Genomic DNA, 20,258 nt, shown 5'->3' with positions numbered 1-20,258 from the left:
CATCCAAGTGCATTTTTTTAGCGTATAAAAGCATAATAAATAAAAAGCCCAGAACACAGAAAGACAGAACACAGAAAGCACAGAAAGCTACTGCTAAGTCTGAGGTGACTACATTGATAATTTTTTACGATGGCTATTGCCCGTTGTGCAAAACAGAAATGCGCCATTTACAAAAACGGGATAAGCAAGGTGCATTAACCCTTGTTGATATTCAAACACCAGAGTTTGCTGCGCAGTACCCTGAATTAGATTGGCATGCACTCAATGCTAGAATTCACGGGTTATTACCCGATGGCACACTTATTACCGGACTAGATGTAACCCATCAGGCGTGGAAAGCTGTAGGTGTAGGTTGGCTATACGCCCCCCTGCGCTGGCCTGGTATTCGTATTATTGCCGATTGGTGTTACCTCAAATTCGCTAAACACCGTTATACCATTTCGTATTTATTGACCGGTAAAAAGCGTACTTGTGACCGATGTGTACCTGGTGACATTCAGCAAGAATCACCCAGTGATGCGAATGCTGCGCTTACTAAAAGCACCGCTGGGGCGGAACATATTAAGAATATCGAAAGCACAAAAGGCAAAGGTGGCGACAGTGGCAGATAACCCCAAAACTGAGCAAAATACGGCTGAGCAAAGCGCTAATACGGTGTCTCTCGTGATAGGGGCGTCGGGCGGAATAGGGAAGGCACTGGTTCATCTATTGGCAGGCGCTGAGCCGGATGAAGGTGAGAATCCCAATAAGGTAATCGCGCTTAGCCGCAGTGGTTATAAAGACGCCGCTTGGACTGATAATGTGACGGCGATTAGCTTGCCGGAACACAATGAACGCAGTATAGAGGCGTTTGTTAAAGACCTTCAAGCGCAAGGTACACGAGTGAAGTTAGCGATTGTCGCGACCGGCGTACTTCACAACGAATCGCAGGGGCTTCGGCCAGAAAAACGGCTTGAAGATATTAGTGAAGAAGCGCTAGCAACTTACTTTGCCGTCAACAGTACGCTGCCAGCTTTATGGATGAAGTACTTAGTGACTGTAATGGTGAAAGAAAACCCGTCTATTGTCTGCATTAGTGCGCGGGTGGGCAGTATTTCTGATAACAAACTGGGCGGCTGGTATGGATATCGCGCTTCAAAAGCCGCGCTTAATATGTTGGTAAAAACAGCCGCGGTAGAGTACACACGGCGTTTAAAAGAGCCACTTTTAGTGTGTTATCACCCAGGTACCGTCGATACAGGTTTATCAGCGCCGTTTCAAAAAAACGTAAAAGCAAAAAAACTGTTTACGCCTGAATTTACGGCTAATCAACTGCTTACTCACTTGTCGACGCTAAGGGCTTCTCGTCATTCAAACCATGACGAAAGCTGTCACTTCATTGACTGGGACGGTAAAGTGGTAACTTGGTGATACGCCAATTGCCGCTTTCTGTAAGCCCAATATCAAGACTTTTTATTACACTGCTGTTACCATGCATTTTAGGGAATGGTGCAGTGTTTTGACTCGCTTAAAAAAGGCGAGCAATACGACGTAGTCGACGCCATTAGCACGATGAAATAATCATAAGTTATCGCCATCCCAGAAAACATAAAAATAAACTCAACAAGAGGAAGGGATATGAGCGGGGCCAGAGAACAGTTCGGATCGCGCATAGGTTTTATTCTAGCAGCGGCAGGATCGGCAGTAGGTATTGGTAACCTAGTGGGCTTTCCTGTTGGCGCGGCAAAAAATGGCGGTGGTGCATTCTTATTAATGTATGCCATTTTTGTATTCGCTATTTGCTTACCTGTGATGTTAGCGGAAATGTCAGTGGGGCGTCATGCCAAAAAGGATCCATTAGGCGCATACAGCGCAATCAGTGGCAATTCAGCAAAGTGGAAAATCGCCGGTTGGTTAGCCATTGCTACGCCATTTATGATTGCCGTGTTCTACATGGTGATTACGGTGTGGATTTTCGGTTATCTTTTTGAAACCGTCAGCGGTAATTTAGACACTTTAGCCAACCCAGATACCTTTGGGTTATTTATTAATTCATCGTCTATTTTCGCTTATATGGCCGTGGTTGTTGGTGTGGTTTATCTCATTCTGCAAGGCGGTGTTAAAGAGGGTATTGAAAAAGCAGCTAAGCTGCTGATGCCAGCCCTTTTTGTTATGTTAATTGGCTTAGTGGTGTTCGTACTCACCCGCGAGAATGCTATGGCAGGGGTGAAGTTTTATATCGTTCCTGACTTCTCAAAGCTGACAGCAAGTGTGGTGAATGGTGCGCTCGCACAAGCGTTTTTCTCCCTCTCGCTAGGTATGGGGATTTTGATTACCTACGGCAGTTATATCGACAAGAGAGCGGATGTACCTACGTCGGCAAAGCTAGTGGCAATAACAGATACCGCAGTGGCCTTCACAGCAGGCTTAATGATTCTGCCTGCGATATTCTCATTCAACCCTGATATTAATCCTGATGAACTTAGTGAATCATCGGTGAGTATGATTTTCACCTATCTTCCTAATATATTTTTAGCGCTGCAAAGCTCTATTGGGTATGTGGGGGCGTCTATCGTGGCAAGCCTGTTCTTCTTATTAGTGTTCTTTGCTGCCATCACGTCTTTAGTGTCTATTTTTGAAGTGCCAGTAGCGGCGCTAATGGACGAGAAAGGGGTAAGCAGAAAGTGGGCGTTAGCATCACTTGGTAGCGTGATGCTTGTGCTAGCGGTACTGTGTACTTTGTCATTTGGTAAAGTTGATGCACTTACGCAGTTCGCCAGCTATGCAGGTGTCGATAAGTCGTTGTTCGACGTTATTATTGACGTATTTTACGAGACTATTTTGCCATTGAACGGCTTCTTGATTTGTATCTTCGTTATCTATCGTTGGAAAAGTGCAAACTTCAATGCATCCCTTGAAGAGGGGAGTTCGGGCTATCGTGGTGGATGGTTTGAAAAGTATGTCGATGTATCGCTTAAAACGTTTATCCCTGCCATCTTGTTAGTTATTTTCATCAATACCGTGGCGGTTAAATATTTCGGCTTCAGCCTGTTTGGCTAGTCGTTGTTCTCGATTGGTATTTGCACTAGGCTAGTTGATGTAAAACGTATATCAATAACAAGGCGCTCAAATGTGAGCGCCTTATTTATAACCCTATGCGTGTAACGTCATCATGTCACAACATTCTATCTCACTAAATCATGTCATCAGGGTTAGCATAGTCAGGCACTATTCCTAGTAAATCCCAACTTGCTTTTGCATCTATCACTTTGCCCGTAGGCGGTAAGTCTGACTCACTAAACGTGGGTGCAGGTATCCCTTTTTTGTTTGCAGCTTGGGTGTAGTATTCGCCTCTTTTCGGGTGCTGTAAGCTACATAAGTGATATAAGTCTGTGCTGTCAGTCTTGCTAGTTTCACTGTTGCTACTATCAGCCTTGCTACTGGCGGCTAAAATAAGAGTCTTTAAAGCGGCAACCACATCACGAATATGCACTAAGTTAATTCTTTTATTGCCTGCATTCAGGCTTCTGCCACTTAACGAATTTACTGGGTGACGATCTGGTCCTGTTAACCCCGCAAGGCGAACTATCTTAACGTCCACCTTGGCATTCGTTTTCAAATCTAATAGGTGCTGTTCTATCGCGACATGGGCTTTCGCCGACGCGGTTTCAGGTTGAGTGCTGACGTGTTCATTCAGCTCATCGTCCCTAGCGTCGCCGTATACCGAGGTGGTGCTTATAAAGATAATTCGGGCTACATTGGCCGCCACTGCGTTATCAATAAGGGCAAGCATGCTATTTGTAAAATCATCTAACTGAGTATTTCGACGGCCAGGTGGAATGTTTAGCACCAGTGTTGCATCGCTAACTTCATCACATAGCGTGATAGTGTCGTCACCCAAATTAAAAACCAAGCCTTTAATGTGCTTGTCGCTTATCTTCAACGCTTTTTCTTTGCTTCGCGTGGTGGCAATAATAGTATGGGTAGCTGACATGGCTTTGCCTAGGTAGCGACCAAGCCAACCGTAACCACATATAACTAGCTTATTATTCATAACGTCTTCTTAGATGATGATGGGGCGTGAGAGTAAAAGTATCAAAAATACGCGGTAAGGCGCAAAACGGATTGGTCTATGGGGTAAGCGAGTACACAAATGCTGGTTGTTAGGTGAACAGTAATGGGAATAAGGTGCAAAGCGCGATGTGCTAATTGATAAGGGAGAAAATCGATTACAATGGGATTAGTCAAAAAACAAAAAAACGCTAGCGGGAAAGCTAGCGTTGTAAGGTTATTAAACGTAAATTAAATGTGGTTTGAATGCAGTTTGGGAAGTCATTACACCAATAGAACCACAATTACATTTTCATTTCGCCACTGCGCATATCGATTAAGTCTAAGCCACCCAACCCAGGAATGCTGGCTTGCATTTTGTTTTCTGCATAATTAGCTTCTTGTAACACTTCACACAGGGCATCGCCTTTTTCTTCAAGTGCTGCGGCTTGAGTTTCAACACGGTGTTCAATAGATTCACCAAAGTGTTCCATTTTTGCCTCGAACGCTTCCATGTCGCCACCATTCCATAGCATTTGCGTACCAACAGCAATCAGAATGCGGCCAATTGATTCACTAACTAGCGACTCGAACTGCGCTTCAAATTCGTCTTCCCAGCTTGCGTCGAAAAAGCCTGGTTCGTCAAACTTAGTTGTATCCACTTTGATATTGCCGTTGTCGTCGTAAAAAGACGTTGCTAACTTTTCGTTAAGCGAAGCGAACATGGCATCAAAGTCTTCAGTAAGCTCATTGTCCCCGCCAAGTAGTTCACCGAATACTTCAGAAACGGCAACACTCGCAATCTCTAACCCTTCACTTGCGATATTAAGGGTCATGGGGATGGCAGTATCGATACGGTCGTAATAGGTATTTACCCATTGTTGTTGCTCGTTGTTCAGCGCAACACTGTCACCGTTAATGACTAAATGGTAAGTGTCATCAATCGACATGGTAGAACCATTTTGCATGTCGACAGTAATGAGGCCCTGGTGGTATTTAAGGTGGCCATCCAATTCGATGTCGCAGCTAGTCTCAAACGCAAACGCTGGCACGCTAAGTAAAGATGTAGTTACTAAGGCGAGTGGAAGAAATTGTTTAATTTTCATTTTTGAAATCCTATAAACCATGATACTGTCTAGCGTGAACAACTCACGCGGTTTTTATAACCTGTTATAAAAACTCCAGTTCTAATCTCAGGATTGCAACCTCAGTGCCATTTTAATAAATTACAATATTTCAATGATTTACAGTTCTACGGGTAAGCTGTGACATTCGCTATTTACCAAAAGTTAGTAATTAGCTTAACTATTTGGCATTTTTGACTAAGATCAAAGAGGTAAGAAAAAGAGCGCATTACTCGTATTTAATGCTTTTTGAGGCATGTTCATCTAGATTGATTTCATGCATAATAACGCCAGAAAAATTAATGGGTTTAGAGAATGACTGATTGGATTAACGCAATTGTATTTGGTGTTGCGCTAATTGCCTTCACTCTGGGGCTTAGCAGCATCGTAATGGGTTTCATGACAGCTGAAACTGGCGCTAAAGGCATGCAAGAAAAAATCGAGTATGGTTTCTTTGGTGTGTCTGGGCTAGTGGTTTGCTTGCTAATGGGTTATGCGTTAGCTTAAGTAATGATTTCCATAAAAAAACCGGCTTAGGCCGGTTTTTTTATGTCTAGCGTTTAAATTTCGTTGCTACACTAGCAAGCGCTAGTCTTGTTCGCTTTGGCTTATATCCATGGTACTGGATAAATAACCCAAGTGGCCGTCACGCTGGTAAGCAACTAGGTCAAACAAAGATAGCATGGCCATGACATGGTCAAAAATATCCGCTTGAACCTTTTCATATTTCACCCAATCTTTTTCAATGCTAAAACAATATAGCTCTAGTGGCAGTCCAATTTCGTTAGGGGGCAGTTGACGCACCATTAATGTCATTTCTTGGTTCACACTTGGGTGTTTACGCAAATAAGACTCTAAATACGCTCTGAAGGTGCCAATATTGGTTAACTTTCGGCTATTCAATAAATCAGACTCATCAATAGAATAGTCTCTATGGTAAGCACGCAGTTCATTTGTTTTCTTCTCGATATACTCGCTGATATAACGAATTTTAGAGAAGCGTTCTAGCATCTCGTTGTCACATAATTTAATAGAATGAACATCGATATACACAGAGCGCTTTATCCTGCGTCCACCAGATTCTTGCATGCCGCGCCAGTTTTTAACCGCTTCGGTGGTCAAATTATAGGTAGGCAGCGTTGAAATGGTTTTATCCCAGTTCTGCACTTTTACGTTGGTTAAACCTATTTCTTTAATTTCACCATCGACTTCGTATTTTTGCATGGTGATCCAGTCACCAGTGTTAAACATGCGGTTAGCAGCAATTTGAATACCCGCCACAAAACCTAATATCGTATCGCGAAAAATGAGTAACAGAACTGCGGCAATAGCGGTTAAGCCAGACACCAAGAGTAAGGGGCTTTTATCAACAATTAACGAGATGCTGAACAAAATGGTAAGAATGGCAAAACCGAGTTTGGTGACTTGAATAAAGCCAGTAATAGGTGCACGTTTAGACAGCGCAGAGGCGTTGTAAACATCTTCCACCGTACTCAAAATGGCGTAAATACCCAAAAGCCCACTGTAGAGCATGTACAACAACGCACTTTTTATTAATAAGCCATACAGCACTGAAGCTTCTTCAATAAGTACAGGAGTGGCAAGAAATATAAAAAGGGCTGGGAATAAGTGCATCAGGCGGCGGAAGAAGCCATGCTCTTGTAATGCGTTATCCCAAATGTTGGTGGTTTTTGACACCCATCTTGCTATTTCAGGGCGAACAATCAACCTTGCAAAGACATAAATGACAATCGCTATCGTCAATATGGTGCCCAATGCTAGCGCATTATATAGCGGGTCGTGCATGGTCAGTGATGGAAAAAAATCCTTCACTAGATGCATGAAGTTATCACGTACAGTTGAGCTTACTTCCACAATTACGACTCCAAAAGACGTTTGATACGGCTATCTTTATTTTTCCACATGGCATTAAGCCAATCTTGAAAAGTGGTGCGAAACTCAGGTTCACTCAATGTGGAGTGTTGCTGAAGCGCGGGCACAGGCATCACATTAACATCGATTATGATTTTGGTCATGGTGCCACTTAGCATAGCCATCATTGGGTGGCGCTTATTCTCTGGATACAACAATGAAATATCGAGCACATTAGTAAATAATTCACCCATTGCTGCCAATGTGAAAGAGACGCCTCCCGCTTTAGGCGGCAGTAAGGTTTCATAAGGGCTTCGCTTTTGATGATGTTTTTGCGTGGTAAAGCGGGTGCCTTCAACAAAATTAATAACAGTGGTGGGCACCGTACGAAACTTTTCACAAGATGCTCGTGTTGTCTCTAGATCTTTACCCTTTTTCTCAGGGTACTTTTCTAAGTAGGCCTTGGTGTATCTGTGCATAAAAGGCATATCTAACGCCCAGGCCCCTAAGCCTACAAAAGGAAGCCAAATTAACTCCTTTTTAAGAAAGAATTTAGGGGCAGGTATGCGATGAGTGGCAAATTCAATCAGTAACACAATATCAAGGTAACTAAGATGATTGGCGATAATTAAATACCATCTGTCTTTCGACAATTCGCCATGAACCGCACACTCAATATTTACTTTATTGAAGAGGCGAATAAGCAATACGCTAACGCGGCCAAAACTAAACAAGCAAGCGTGCATGACGCTATTCCACGCTTCGGTAATTCTACCTGATGGGAGTATTAGTTTAACTACGCCGAACAAGATGATCAGCCCTCCCCACAGCGCAAGGTTAGCAATTTGAAGCGCAGTGTGAACAACGAAAGTTACAGGGGAAAACAAGGTACGGATCATAGTGGCTTCTGAGTTGCGTTAATTGATTCTAATTGGTCGTTTTTATCTTGCCAGCGGCTATTTAACCAACGCTGAAATTGGCTTCTTACCTGCGGGTCTTCAAAGTAATTATCATTAAAGTAGCCATTTTCGGTAATATCCGTGATGGGGGTTACTTTAATACTCACGCGAATATCACGTACTTTGCCGCTGACGAAATCCCAAAATGAGGGAACGCCGCCAGGGTAATCAATCGTTACGTCAATTAGCTTGTGTAACTGAGACCCCATGGCAGAAAGAACAAACGCTACGCCGCCCGCTTTAGGCTTAAGCAGGTGGCTAAATGGTGAGTTCTGTCGGTCATGTTTTTCTTGGGTAAAGCGAGTGCCTTCCACAAAGTTCATGATACTTACCGGCTTGGTTTGAAACTTTTCGCATGCTTTGCGGGTAGTTTCCATATCTTTCCCTTTTAAATGCGGGTTCTTTGCTAAGAAAGATTTTGAGTATCGACTCATAAAGGGAAAGTCGAGGGCCCACCAGGCTAGCCCTAACATAGGGACGTAAATCAGCTCTTTTTTAAGGAAGAACTTTAGAAATGGGATTTTTCGGTTGAAAACGCGTTGTAAAACTAAGATGTCGACCCAAGATTGATGGTTGGCAATCACTAAGTACCAGTCATCGCGGGTAAGTTGATCAAGACCGGTCACGTCCCATTTTGTTCTACTACTTACTCGCTGATTAAGATTATTAATCGTAATCCATGCGGTTGCGCACGCGTCCAAAATGTACGATATAAATCGCCTCCATGGCGCAAGCGGAATAAGTTTGAAAAAAGACAAAATAATGATGGGCGTTGCCCATAAAACCGTATTTAAAAAATAAAAAATTACTGAAATGGTGCCAACCAGATGATGCATTAGGCTTCTTATCATCGTACTTACCTCAAAAATTAGGCACTTAGTGTAAACGAACTTGATTTAAAATCCGATAGACCCTTTACTGTTTGCTACAACAAAGTGGTTATTTTTCTAAATTTATTAGTGTACAGGAGTCATTATGGAGCTTATTAGTGAAAATCGTGCGTTTGGCGGCAGGCATTTACGCTACCGTCACGATGCAAAGAGCACCAATTGCAGTATGACATTTGCAATCTACCTACCACCGTTTGCCTCCGCTGAGAAACCAGTGCCGGTTTTATACTGGCTTTCAGGGCTTACCTGTAACGACCAAAACTTTATGCAAAAAGCAGGGGCGATGAAATTAGCTGCAGAGCTCGGCATGGCCATTGTTGCACCAGATACTAGCCCTCGTGGTGAGGGTGTTCCTGATGACGAAAACGGCGCTTATGATTTTGGGCTAGGTGCTGGATTTTATGTTGATGCAACACAAGCACCGTGGAACGCCAATTATCAAATGTACAGCTATGTCACTGAAGAGCTGCCTAGCGTTGTAGAGGAACACTTCCCCGTGACGAAAGAGCGTGCAATTAGCGGTCATTCAATGGGCGGCCATGGCGCACTTGTTGCTGGTTTACGTAATCCAAATCGCTATGTATCTGTTTCTGCTTTTAGTCCAGTGTCGAACCCTTCTGATTGCCCATGGGGCCATAAAGCATTGAGTCAGTATTTAGGAGATGATCAATCAGCATGGGATGAATACGATGCTGCAAAGATTATTGCTAGTAAGAACCACGCCATTCCATTATTGGTTGAGCAGGGTAATAGCGATGAGTTTCTGTCTGAACAATTAAAACCACTGGCACTGGTGCAAGCGGCTCAGCAATCAGATACGCAATTAACGCTGAATATGCATGAAGGCTACGATCATAGTTACTTCTTTATCGCGTCGTTTATTGAAGACCATTTAGAATTTCACGCTGGACATCTCGGCCTAATTTAAGCGCTAGGGTCCCGTATAAAGTGCGTTAGTTAGCTGCCTGACCAAGTCTAGTACGCAGCTTTCTAATGCGGTTTTCTAGCGCAGCTTTTCTACGAAGTCCCTAATCGACATTGGTTTGTCAAAGTAGTAACCCTGAGCATAAGTACAGGCGTTATCTACCAAAAACGTCTGCTGCTCTTGCGTCTCAACACCTTCAGCGATAATGCTAATATTTAAATTTTTGGCCAAGCCCAAGATAGCTTGAATAATAGCCTGATCGTCGGTATTTTCTTCTAAATCGCTCACAAACGAACGGTCTATTTTGAGTTCATCAATAGGCAGTTTTTTAAGGTAAACCAAAGAGCTAAAACCCGTTCCAAAGTCATCAATTGATATAGTAATGCCCATGGATCTAAGTTCGTTCAGCAACACAGACACCGTATCTAAACTGTCTATGAACACACTCTCGGTGAGTTCTATCGATAAATGTCTTGGGTCAATGGCTCTGCGCTTTAAAGACGATTGTATTTGATGAAGCAGCACAAGATCGGTGACTTGTCGGCCAGAGATATTAATTGCCAATCGAATATCTAAATTCGCCTCAGTAAGCTTATCGATAGCATTACACGCTTCTTCTACTAACCATTCACCAAACGGAAAAATCAGCTCCGTACGTTCTGCAAGTGGAATAAAAACATCCGGTGGAATGTAGCTTCCGTCTTCTGTCTTCCACCGCGCCAATGCTTCGCACTTAACAATTTTTCCGGTTTGTAAGTCAACAATAGGTTGTAAGAAAAGCGCTAATTGGTCGTTTTCAATAGCGGTGCGAAGTTTACTTTCTAACTCAGACATACTCTGATGTTGGCGATGCAGCATATCACTGTATTCAAGAATAACGTTTTTACCTTGAAACTTCGCAATTTGGAGCGCGATATCTGCATGACGTAGTAGTACATTCGCTTGCTCTCCATGTTCGGGATAGCACGCGATGCCAATATTAATCCCAAGGTTCGATTCAGTGCCATGAAGTGAGGTATAGGTGTTCACCAGTTTCTTCTTCATATCCTGCGCGTAATCTAATGGGTTAACACCACTGAAGGTATCGGTGCGTTTTACTATAGAAAATTCGTTGCTCCCTATTCTGGCGATAAACCCACTATTGCCAACAAAACCTTGTAATCTTGATGCAAAAGACTTGAGTATTTCGTCACCTGAATGATAACCAAGTTTTTCGTTAATCTTCTTAAACTCTCGTATATCTATGATAAACAAAGCAAAATTAACTTCCTCTTGAACCAACTTCTGAACATAGCTATTGAAAAAATTACGGTTTGCAATTTTAGTCAAAGAATCCATGCCCGTGGCAGATAATACGCTTTCTTCTTTATTTCGAATGTGACTGATATCGGTGAGAAGATATACCCAGTGGGTGAGTTCATTATCATGGATAACGGGGTGAATGGTTACCTGTAACCATACTTCATAATTTTCCGTGGGCTGCCAATAGAGCTCCCCCTGCCATGCGGAACGCTTTTCAATTAGCGTTGGAAGGAAGGTGTCTGGAACGCTAACATCTTCGAGTAAGTGTTTTAGCCTATTGGCACTATCATTTGACCGGCTACAGGAAAGCAACTGCCTAGCTGATTTATTGTCTAGCACCGTTTCACGGTCTTTATCTAAAATAACGACCCCAGTGTCAAGGTGGTGGATAGCTTGTTTTATTGGTGGGACTAGCTTTTCATAATTTTTGTTTTTAAGTAGTGTTTTATCTAGTCGCTGGCGGATGTATTCGTGCTGACCTACTATTTCGTGATGGCTTAATAGTAACTCTCTAGCGGCTTGTAGGGTTTTTTGTTTTTCTTCGTATTGGCTTTCGACATTTTTTATAACTAGGAAATGCTCACCTTTGCCGCTATTAATCGCGAGAGCTTCTAAATGGAGAGACTCGTTTTCGACTTCTTCAGTCCAAAAACCTGAAGATAGGGTAAAGACGCTGTCATTTTGCCAAATGTCATTGGCGTCAGTCATAAAATCGTTTAGAAAAATGGAAGAGAATGCGTCTGGCTTAATCTTATCGTCATCGTCCAGGGAGACGATTTTATGAAGCCACGAAACATCAGGTGTAAGACACAGAAGGCTCGTTGTACTCTTAAATATAGCGCAGTCTGTAATCCCTAGCGCATTAAGAAGATGTATATCCATATGTAACTCCTACCAAAACGCAATTGTACTGAAGAGTTCTTCAACATTTTCGCCTGTCTTCGCACTGGTTTTAGTCAGTGATGTAAACTTCTTCGCATAGGAATCAAGCTCTTCTTCGCTCCAGTGCCAGCTTGAAGGGAGGTCGGTTTTATTGACCACGAAGAAAGCCGGAATATCAGGGTAGTGTTCCCTAGCCATCTCGAGGATTTCTATACCTTCTAATAATGACTGAGAGCGAGTTTGATCGACCACGATGATATAGGCACTTGCGCCTCGCAAATAGCGTGGGTTGAACCCGCAATATCTATCAATACCTTCAAGATCCCACAGTAGCAACTGCACACCTCGGCCATCTTTGTTAACTTGTTTTTTATCGATTTTAACACCGATTGTCGTTTTATATTTTTCAGAGAAAATACTTTCGACGAACTGTTTAACAAGGCTCGTTTTACCAACACCGGTAGGGCCTAAGATGCATACCTTTTTTTGAATCACTGTGCGTCGACCTCTGAAGTCTGCGAGTCAGATAGCAAAACATTCATAAATACAGTTCGTCCCATTGAACCCTCACTTAAAGATAACTGGCCAAGCCCTATTGGAAAAAGAATGCTAGGGTCAACCTTCATGGGTAGCAGCGCTTCTTTCACGTTGTTAGCTCTTAATTTGCTTAAGGCAAGATTGCGTGCAGAGCTACCTGAATTATCACTTGCACCCAAAATAAAGACCGCAACTGACAGATTAAGCTGCTTCGCGAGTAGCTGCAACTGGAACAACTCTTGACCTAATTGTTCTATTACTTCTAATTGCTCAGAATCTAGGTTCTCTTGTGCAATTGCAAACGGTAAATGTGTTGAAGAAATTCTTGCCACAAGGTCATTTATAACCGCAGTATTAAGTTCTTCTGTATTTGCACGTACCCCATCGACAATATCAATACCAGAAAGATCAGGTTTTAACTGAGAAATACCAGGTATTGCTCGAAGATCACGTGTGAATGAACGTAATGCATCAATCGTCATCTCACCGCTCAGAAACAATACATCATTTTCACTATAAATGGCGGTGAGAGCGTTATTCGTTGTTGCCATCAAGGATGATACTTTGTCGATAACGACATTTTTTTGCAGCGACACAAAGGGCTCTTCGTAAATAGTCACTTTGCTGGTGTTGATTTCTTGGCTTTCTAACCACGCAAGGGATGATTGCATATGAGGATCGCGTAGTACGCGCACTTGCACCTTGCCATCTTTTACGGCTGTGTCAGTAAGCACTATACCAGCTGGAGGAGGTAAATCTCTTATCATGCTTTGTAGTATCGATAAATCTATTCGTAAAAATGCAAGATAAGCTAAAAGCAGCAGTACGATGCCGATAACAACACCACCAATAAGTCTTTTTTTCTTACCTTTCGCTTCACCTTTCTTCGCGCTAATTAAACAGTCGTTCAGTAAGGTTTCACAACCCGCAAAAGGCGCGCTGTCGCCTTGATACTCTTGCAATGGAACCTGATAAAACTGATGGAATTCTTCTAGTGCTTGCTGCAATCGACTTCTAATATCTGGCGGAACACTGCCAACAACTGCGGCAACTAAAATGGCCTGCGGCCCTATTTTTATAAGCAGTGTGAAATCACCGGTTTTGATTTCACCTAATTCGTTTTCGGCTTCATTCTCTTGCGACTGAAATGCATCAGCAACAAAATCATTAATGGCAACCAGCATTGATGAAATAAGATCAGCGTCTTTACTACGCTCAGGATCAGAGGAAATAGTATGCAGCAGCGTACCGGTTTCTCGATGAATGACAAAAAGCTGCTGAACTTGGTATTGATAGACTTGAGATGCGACGTAATCAGAATATCTAATACCAGATTGCCACGCTTTAAAACGCCACGAAACACTTTTAGGGCTAAGGCTGTTTTCGATAAGTGCGTTGGTTCTTTCTACGAAATCGACTAAGAATGACGATACTGCTTTACGAACCAAGGTGCCGACAAGGGGGTATAACGTGCCTACGATTTTATCGCTGTTTGCTTCAATTGAACGATGCAGTGACTTTTCAACCAGCGGCACCAGCACTTTATTCACCGAGCCGTCTTTGCTTTCCCTTTCGTGTAATGCTTCAGAAACAATACCGCCTACCACTTCTTTGGCATTGCGTTTTACTATTTCTTGAACATATTTGTCATCCTGGCCAAGTATTAATGCTCTGATTTGATCAAGAGAATTATCCTTCGATTCAGGAGATAGCTCGTTGTCTTCCATTTACAGCTACTGGTCAGTTGCTAAGTTCGAAGCCATGGTGGAAAGCAAGTTCGCCAGCGTCTTTCTATCAGTTTTCGTTTCTGATAGTTCACTTGTAACCTGCTGCAGACGCTCGAGTAGCTCTTGATGACGTTTACTAAATACATTCTCTAAGGAATCTAGTTCTTTGACCACATGTGCTTCTAGGGCATCGTTATCATTCTTGGCAGAGGTTTCGGCTATTTCAAGTTCTGATTGCAGTTTATCAGTGGTGGCTTGAAGCTGATTTTGAACATTACTGTTCGAGCTATTCGCCCCTTCAAGTCGATGTGACAAATCTTGAACTTGGTTATCGATGAGCTTTCTAATGTCGTTAAACTGAACTTCTAGCTGATTATTCAACGTAGCAAAGTTGTCATTTATGCGAGATTCTAAGCTGGCCAAATCTGCCTTGAATGCTCGATTAGTTTGACCAAAAAGTATCTCTCTTAACTGAGTAAGCTCGTTACCCGCTTGCGAATCGTCGGGTTCGGCTTCCACATTTTTAGATGGTTTATTTGCCATGCAAAAAATCTCCCTTGGGCATAAACATAACTGCGTTCACATCAAACCTCTGAACTGGGCTTAGTAAATAAGCCCATTAAATAGAAAAATAGGATGCTTTTTATTCTTTTCTCTACCATAGCGTGTAAAGGTGCGATTTGAAATAACACATTAGTTTTAAATGTGTTTTTTACTTTGGCGATAAAGCTTGCTGCTGATATGACCGAACAGCTTTAACCTTTACCATTACAGTAGTAAAATAACGGGATTCAGCGAAATGTTTATAGACTAAGTATTAGTCTCTAAAACAAGCAAACGCTACTTATCTATATAATATTGAGGTGACTTCTTGTCTTTCGCTCCACTAAATCGTAAGTTCTCCATTGCCCCAATGCTCGATTGGACTGATAGCCATTGTCGATACTTTCTTCGGCTGCTCTCAAAGCACTCATTGCTTTATACCGAAATGGTAACTACTGGCGCGATTATTTATGGCAAAGGCGACTACCTTGGATTTAACCAAGAAGAACACCCTGTAGCGCTGCAACTTGGCGGTAGTAACCCAGAGCATATGGCGAAATGTGCAGTACTTGCCCAAGAACGCGGTTACGATGAAGTGAATATCAATGTGGGTTGCCCTTCTGATAGAGTGAAAAATGGCAGCTTTGGCGCATGTTTAATGGCGCAACCTGAGGTGGTTGCTGACAATGTTAAAGCTATGCAGGCTGAAGTTGATATACCTGTTACCGTAAAATGCCGCATTGGTATTGACGACATGGACGAGTATAAAGATTTTGCTCGTTTTATTGATATCGTCGCTACCGCTGGGTGCGATACTTTTATTGTGCATGCAAGAAAAGCTTGGCTGCAAGGGTTGAGTCCAAAAGAAAACAGAGATATTCCGCCGCTAAATTACCCTAGAGTACATATGCTAAAAGAATCTCATCCAGAGCTCTCAATTAGTATAAATGGGGGGATAAAATCGCTTGCTGATGCTCAAGAGCAGTTAAAATATGTAGATGGAGTAATGATTGGAAGGGAGGTTTATGCCAATCCTTATATTCTGTCTACCGTTGATGCCGAAATTTTTGGCGATAATTCAGTTCAACCCATTAGCCGCCGCGATGTCGTATTAAAGATGCAGCAATATATAGAAAAGTGTATTGCGCGCCAAGACGACCCTTATTTCAAGCCTTGGCACGTAGCGAGGCATATGCTTGGCTTGTATCAAGGTCAAGCGGGTGGGCGTATATGGCGTCGTTATCTTAGCCAAAATGGTACCGGAAAGTCTCCAGATCCTCATTTATTAATGAATGCGCTTGAAGCTGTTGAGTCAGCGCAGCAAGAAATCAATGACTACAATGCGCAAAAAGCGGCGAATAATATTTCTTAAATGAACGGTAAGGTACTGAGTGGTCAAATACACTAAGCGAATTAATTAATTTGACCAAACCTTGGTGTTGTACGAAAAGTGGCCGAAATGTCGCGGGTGTCGTGATTTCTAATATCTTATATTAATTCAGTAGCTTACCTATAATTTTCCTAGATGGCACGAGTTTAGCTATCTATTAATCAAAGCAATAGCGAAGGGCTGTTGCAGTGATTACCATCAAGGGAAATTATGAAAACTTCACTTTTAGCAGCATCAATCGTTTCTATCACTTTATTTAGCGCTGGCGCCAATGCGCAAGAATCAATCCTTCAGTCAATATTGACGAATATGGTTGATCACGCCGTGAGTATCACTACCAACGAAGTAAAAGCAAATGTGTACCAAACGGTGGCGAATACGGCATATCACTTTGAGTTAGAAGGTGAAGCTACAACGGGTAAAGTAGAAGTTACCGATATCGCAGCAACATCAACTGCCGATACTGAAAAAGCTAGCTCTAGTGCTGAGTAAGCCATCGACGGTTCTACCCTATTTATGAAAAACGACCTAATAAGGTCGTTTTTTTTTGCCTTAATTTTTAAACGTAACGCTGATTTTGTCACTGGTTAAATTGACGAATAGTGAGTGGTTAAATTTGCTAAAAAGTTGGTTTATAGGAAAGCGGCGGAGCACCAGTTATTTTTATTTTTAAGTTTTAATTAATAAAAACAGCACCTTACTGATTTGGCACGCCAATTGTAATGTATTTGATAAGCAAAGAGATGTAAGCGACAAGATTGGTGTCAGCATAGTTAATCGCCAACCGTAGCATGGCCACTGCCTAGTCTACGTTATTAATCACACTGAAACGGAGCAATAACAATGGGTATGTTTTCAAGAATAAATGACATTGTGCAATCAAACTTAAACGCCATGCTAGATAAGGCTGAAGATCCTGAAAAAATCATTCGTCTAATTATCCAAGAAATGGAAGAGACCTTGGTTGAAGTACGCACTGATGCAGCACGTTACTTAGCCGACCAGAAAACCTTAGCTCGCCATATGGCTTCAGCAGAAAAAGATATCAACGGTTGGCAGGATAAAGCGCAGCTTGCCATGAATAACGACAAAGAAGGTTTGGCTAAAGCCGCGTTGGTAGAAAAGCAGAAATATGTTGCCAAGCTAAGTCAGCTAGAGCAACAGCAGGTACAACTGGCTGAAATTATCGAAAAGATTCAGGTTGATACAGGCCGTTTAAATAGCAAGCTAAATGAAGCGAAGCAAAAGCAAAAGTCGCTTGTTAGCCGCAAACAAACGTTAGAAACGCGCCTTAAAGTAAAAAGCGTGGATAACAGCAACAAAATCGATGATGCCATGATGCGTTTTGAGCATTACGAGCAGCGCATTGACACACTAGAAGCGCAGGTTGATGCCTACGATCTAACGAAGGATAGCGGCAGTGTTAGCTCTTTAGCCGCAGAGTTCGACGCCCTAGAAGCCGATGAAACGATAGAGAATGAACTGGCTGCGCTTAAGAAAAAAAAGGTAGCGTAAATATTAAGTGGAGTGCGGCGTAGGCTAGTACCTGCGCACTCTCACCGTACAGCCCTAAGTAAATCTGAAATGAATTGAGGAAATGAAAATGAAAATGCCATCACAAAAACGTATTTATAGAGATTTAGACAGCGCGGTTATTTCAGGTGTTTGCGCAGGCGTTGCACGGCACTTAGAGGTAGATCCAATTTGGGTTCGCGTTGGCGCAGCAACGGCGCTTATCTTTATGCCAGCTATCGCCGTAGTCTCTTATTTCGCGGCAGTCATGCTATTGCCAAGGGCAGTGTAATGAAAAACTTTCTTATCGCTATTGTGTTAGCTGTGATCTTGGTTAATTGTTTAGGCGGTGTTATTGACGACTGGTTTGGTATGCATATCGTAATGTCAGATGAATTACTTAGTCCTTGGGAAAACCTTGCTGCACTATCTGTGATAGGGGTTCTGTTAGCGGTAGTCGGTTTTGTCGTGGCAGTCAGTGTTCTTGGCACGCTATTGTTGGCTGCTGGTGCGGTGTTCTTAGCATTACTTGCTGCAGGTATTGGCGCGTTTTGGCCAATCGTTGTTTTAGCTATACTTATCTATGCATTTAAGGACAAATCCAAGCGTGATCAACACCTAAATCGCCCTGTATGATGATTATAAGTTTATTTAAGTTGTGTTATTAGGTCGTTAAATGGTGATATAACTGCAACCGTCATAAAGGTTTAGTAATTCTCGCGTATTTATAATTAGTTATACATTGCCGGTTAAGTCCGGCTTTGTGTCATTTGAAAGGAAGGTTGGCATTGATATGAGAAAATCAATTAGCACAAAACGAATAGCCATTGTCATTGCAGTGTTGTTTCTGATTTTTTGGTTAATAGGTCTGTATTGGAGCATGGCACCAGACGCCTATGACGTTAAAAAGCGGGTGGCGCAACAAGCACAAAATATTAATCCAGAAGACGTGGCCGGCTATACGCTTACTGCAACTATGATTGATGTCTCTGAAACCTTGCTAGATAAACCGGGTGGTTACCTGTCGAATGATGTAATGCCGCCGGGTGTTTTCTTAGACAATATGCCGTCTTTCGAATTTGGCGCGCTGGAAATGATTCGTGACCTTGCGCTTTCTATGCGTAAAGACTTTAGCCGTTCGCAATCTCAATCGTTAGAAAACCCTTATCTCACTAAAGCGCATCCTAAATTTAATATGGATCATAAAAGCTGGATGTTTCCGTCGTCTGAGTCTAGTTACCGAGACGGCATAGAGCTTCTTAAGCTTTATCGCGATCAGCTTGCGAACCCGCAAAATTCTGACAGCCAATTTTATACCCGTGCTGATAATTTACGTGAGTGGCTTAAGCAAGTTGAAAAGCGTTTAGGCAGCTATTCTCAACGTTTAAGTGCCAGTGTTGGTTCTGCAAGAATTAATACAGATTTAGCCGGCGATTCGAAAGCGAAACAGTCTACGTCGGTAGCGCAGCAGCGTACGGTTAAAACCAGTTGGTTCAAATTAGACAATAATTTTCATGAAGCGCGCGGCGCGACGTGGGCGCTACTACACTTTCTTAAAGCGGTAGAAGTTGAATTCTACGATGTATTAGAAGATAAAAACGCATTGGTTAGCTTGCAGCAGATAATTCGTGAGCTTGAAGCAACTCAGCAGTCTGTGTTCAGTCCTGTTATTCTAAATGGCAGTGGCTTTGGTATGCTGGCTAACCATTCTTTAGTGATGGCGAACTATATTTCTCGCGCTAACGCTGCTTTAATTGAACTTTCAGAACTTCTCAGTCAAGGATAACAAATGAAAAAGTGTCTATTGGCAACCCTAGTGGGTTGTGCTCTTTTCTCCGCATCTTCGCATGCAGACACAATTGCAGGAGTGTACGCAGGTGCACAAGTTTGGCAGACGGATACAACAGGTGGTTTCGCCGATAGTTCGTCTACTGCTGATTTCAATTTTGATGATGAAACAAATACTGCGTTATACGTTGCATTTGAGCATCCGTTGCCATTTGTGCCTAACGTGAAGATAGGGCATACCACCCTTGATAACTCGGGCACGACTACACTAAATACTAACTTTACCTTCGACGGCGATTTGTACACTGCCGATAGTCAAGTGGATACCATTGTTGAGTTAGACGCTACAGATATTATTTTGTATTACGAGCTATTCGATAACGACTTAATTAGTTTCGATGTGGGCTTGAATGCCAAGTATATCGATGGCGCGTTTTCAGTTTATGATACGGCCAGCGATACGCAAGGCTCGGGTGATTTCTCAGGTGTTGTGCCAATGGTGTACTCGAAAGTGCAAGTAGGCTTGCCGTTTACGGGGTTAGCGGCTTACGCTGAAGGTAGCTACTTGTCGTTTGACGATCACGAACTAAGCGACTACCAAGTAGCAGTGACTTACTCATTTATAGAAAGTCTCGCGGTTGATATGACCCTTCAGGTGGGCTATCGCAAAGTGACGGTGGATATTGAAGATCTTGACGATATCTATGCAGACATGGAATTTGATGGCGCGTTTGCAGGGTTAGAAGTCCACTTCTAATTGTTGCCGACATCTATCTAT

Annotated in this window: 20 protein-coding genes and 1 pseudogene; 12 read left to right on the top strand and 9 right to left on the bottom strand. The window is 42.6% G+C overall.

Annotation, left to right across the window (positions count from 1 at the left end; genetic code table 11):
• Positions 1–113 precede the first annotated feature (113 nt).
• From C7Y69_RS11680 to C7Y69_RS11670, 3 genes and pseudogenes are all read left to right on the top strand, one after another.
• Positions 114–506: pseudogene (locus C7Y69_RS11680) on the top strand (thiol-disulfide oxidoreductase DCC family protein); the annotation flags it as partial.
• Positions 507–600: 94 nt separating this feature from the next.
• Positions 601–1,410, top strand: a complete 810-nt coding sequence (locus C7Y69_RS11675; protein WP_126872824.1) for an SDR family NAD(P)-dependent oxidoreductase — start codon at positions 601–603, stop codon at positions 1,408–1,410.
• Between the two features lie 207 nt (positions 1,411–1,617).
• A complete protein-coding gene (locus tag C7Y69_RS11670) occupies positions 1,618–3,039 on the top strand; it encodes a sodium-dependent transporter (protein WP_126872823.1) in 1,422 nt (473 codons plus the stop codon).
• 133 nt (positions 3,040–3,172) lie between these two features.
• On the opposite strand, the gene C7Y69_RS11665 is transcribed toward C7Y69_RS11670, so the two are convergent.
• Together C7Y69_RS11665 and C7Y69_RS11660 are read right to left on the bottom strand one after the other, a co-directional pair.
• Entirely contained in the window at positions 3,173–4,033 is an 861-nt protein-coding gene (locus C7Y69_RS11665) for an NAD-dependent epimerase/dehydratase family protein (protein WP_126872822.1), read from the bottom strand.
• Positions 4,034–4,334: 301 nt separating this feature from the next.
• Positions 4,335–5,135, bottom strand: coding sequence for a DUF2884 family protein (locus tag C7Y69_RS11660; protein WP_126872821.1), 801 nt, complete (start codon positions 5,133–5,135; stop codon positions 4,335–4,337).
• A 333-nt stretch (positions 5,136–5,468) separates the two neighbouring features.
• Between C7Y69_RS11660 and C7Y69_RS11655 the strand changes: the two genes are divergently transcribed.
• Positions 5,469–5,660, top strand: a complete 192-nt coding sequence (locus C7Y69_RS11655; protein ID WP_013782633.1) for a hypothetical protein — start codon at positions 5,469–5,471, stop codon at positions 5,658–5,660.
• A gap of 81 nt (positions 5,661–5,741) precedes the next feature.
• On the opposite strand, the gene C7Y69_RS11650 is transcribed toward C7Y69_RS11655, so the two are convergent.
• From C7Y69_RS11650 to C7Y69_RS11640, 3 genes are read right to left on the bottom strand one after another with little or no spacing between them, the layout of a single operon-like run.
• Positions 5,742–7,028 carry a mechanosensitive ion channel family protein gene (locus tag C7Y69_RS11650; RefSeq protein WP_126872820.1) on the bottom strand — a complete coding sequence of 429 codons (1,287 nt, stop codon included), beginning with the start codon at positions 7,026–7,028 and terminating at the stop codon, positions 5,742–5,744.
• A 2-nt stretch (positions 7,029–7,030) separates the two neighbouring features.
• Entirely contained in the window at positions 7,031–7,924 is an 894-nt protein-coding gene (locus tag C7Y69_RS11645) for an acyltransferase (protein WP_126872819.1), read from the bottom strand.
• Entirely contained in the window at positions 7,921–8,835 is a 915-nt protein-coding gene (locus C7Y69_RS11640; RefSeq protein ID WP_126872818.1) for an acyltransferase, read from the bottom strand. Before C7Y69_RS11640 ends, C7Y69_RS11645 begins: the two co-directional genes overlap by 4 nt.
• Positions 8,836–8,959: 124 nt before the next feature.
• Between C7Y69_RS11640 and fghA the strand changes: the two genes are divergently transcribed.
• On the top strand, positions 8,960–9,802 hold the full coding sequence (gene fghA / locus C7Y69_RS11635) for an S-formylglutathione hydrolase (protein WP_126872817.1): 843 nt from the start codon (positions 8,960–8,962) through the stop codon (positions 9,800–9,802).
• Between the two features lie 75 nt (positions 9,803–9,877).
• Here the strand turns inward: fghA and C7Y69_RS11630 are convergent, their stop codons facing one another.
• From C7Y69_RS11630 to C7Y69_RS11615, 4 genes are read right to left on the bottom strand one after another with little or no spacing between them, the layout of a single operon-like run.
• Positions 9,878–11,983: an EAL domain-containing protein gene (locus C7Y69_RS11630; protein WP_126872816.1), complete on the bottom strand. Its 2,106-nt coding sequence runs from the start codon at positions 11,981–11,983 to the stop codon at positions 9,878–9,880.
• A gap of 9 nt (positions 11,984–11,992) precedes the next feature.
• Positions 11,993–12,478, bottom strand: coding sequence for a Rab family GTPase (locus C7Y69_RS11625; RefSeq protein ID WP_126872815.1), 486 nt, complete (start codon positions 12,476–12,478; stop codon positions 11,993–11,995).
• Positions 12,475–14,247, bottom strand: coding sequence for an OmpA family protein (locus C7Y69_RS11620; protein ID WP_126872814.1), 1,773 nt, complete (start codon positions 14,245–14,247; stop codon positions 12,475–12,477). Before C7Y69_RS11620 ends, C7Y69_RS11625 begins: the two co-directional genes overlap by 4 nt.
• Before the next feature lie 6 nt (positions 14,248–14,253).
• On the bottom strand, positions 14,254–14,790 hold the full coding sequence (locus C7Y69_RS11615) for a hypothetical protein (protein ID WP_013782641.1): 537 nt from the start codon (positions 14,788–14,790) through the stop codon (positions 14,254–14,256).
• Positions 14,791–15,118: 328 nt separating this feature from the next.
• Between C7Y69_RS11615 and dusA the strand changes: the two genes are divergently transcribed.
• From dusA to C7Y69_RS11580, 7 genes are all read left to right on the top strand, one after another.
• The gene (dusA, locus tag C7Y69_RS11610; RefSeq protein ID WP_126872813.1) at positions 15,119–16,162 is read left to right on the top strand and encodes a tRNA dihydrouridine(20/20a) synthase DusA; all 1,044 of its coding nucleotides are present in this window, start codon (positions 15,119–15,121) and stop codon (positions 16,160–16,162) included.
• 228 nt (positions 16,163–16,390) lie between these two features.
• On the top strand, positions 16,391–16,672 hold the full coding sequence (locus C7Y69_RS11605) for a hypothetical protein (RefSeq protein WP_126872812.1): 282 nt from the start codon (positions 16,391–16,393) through the stop codon (positions 16,670–16,672).
• 351 nt (positions 16,673–17,023) lie between these two features.
• Entirely contained in the window at positions 17,024–17,695 is a 672-nt protein-coding gene (gene pspA / locus C7Y69_RS11600; protein WP_126872811.1) for a phage shock protein PspA, read from the top strand.
• Positions 17,696–17,783: 88 nt separating this feature from the next.
• The gene (locus C7Y69_RS11595) at positions 17,784–17,984 is read left to right on the top strand and encodes a PspC domain-containing protein (protein ID WP_013782645.1); all 201 of its coding nucleotides are present in this window, start codon (positions 17,784–17,786) and stop codon (positions 17,982–17,984) included.
• Complete coding sequence (locus C7Y69_RS11590) at positions 17,984–18,328, top strand: hypothetical protein (protein WP_126872810.1); 345 nt, start codon at positions 17,984–17,986, stop codon at positions 18,326–18,328. The genes C7Y69_RS11595 and C7Y69_RS11590 overlap by 1 nt, the downstream gene beginning before the upstream one ends.
• Before the next feature lie 157 nt (positions 18,329–18,485).
• Positions 18,486–19,478: a DUF2333 family protein gene (locus C7Y69_RS11585; RefSeq protein WP_126872809.1), complete on the top strand. Its 993-nt coding sequence runs from the start codon at positions 18,486–18,488 to the stop codon at positions 19,476–19,478.
• A 3-nt stretch (positions 19,479–19,481) separates the two neighbouring features.
• Positions 19,482–20,237, top strand: coding sequence for a TIGR04219 family outer membrane beta-barrel protein (locus tag C7Y69_RS11580; protein ID WP_126872808.1), 756 nt, complete (start codon positions 19,482–19,484; stop codon positions 20,235–20,237).
• Positions 20,238–20,258 lie beyond the last annotated feature (21 nt).

The organism is Alteromonas sp. KS69, from assembly GCF_003989595.1.
GTDB classification, from domain to species: Bacteria; Pseudomonadota; Gammaproteobacteria; order Enterobacterales; family Alteromonadaceae; genus Alteromonas; species Alteromonas naphthalenivorans.
The sequence above is the reverse complement of the archived record's forward strand: the minus strand, read 5'-3'. Positions and strand labels throughout refer to the sequence as shown.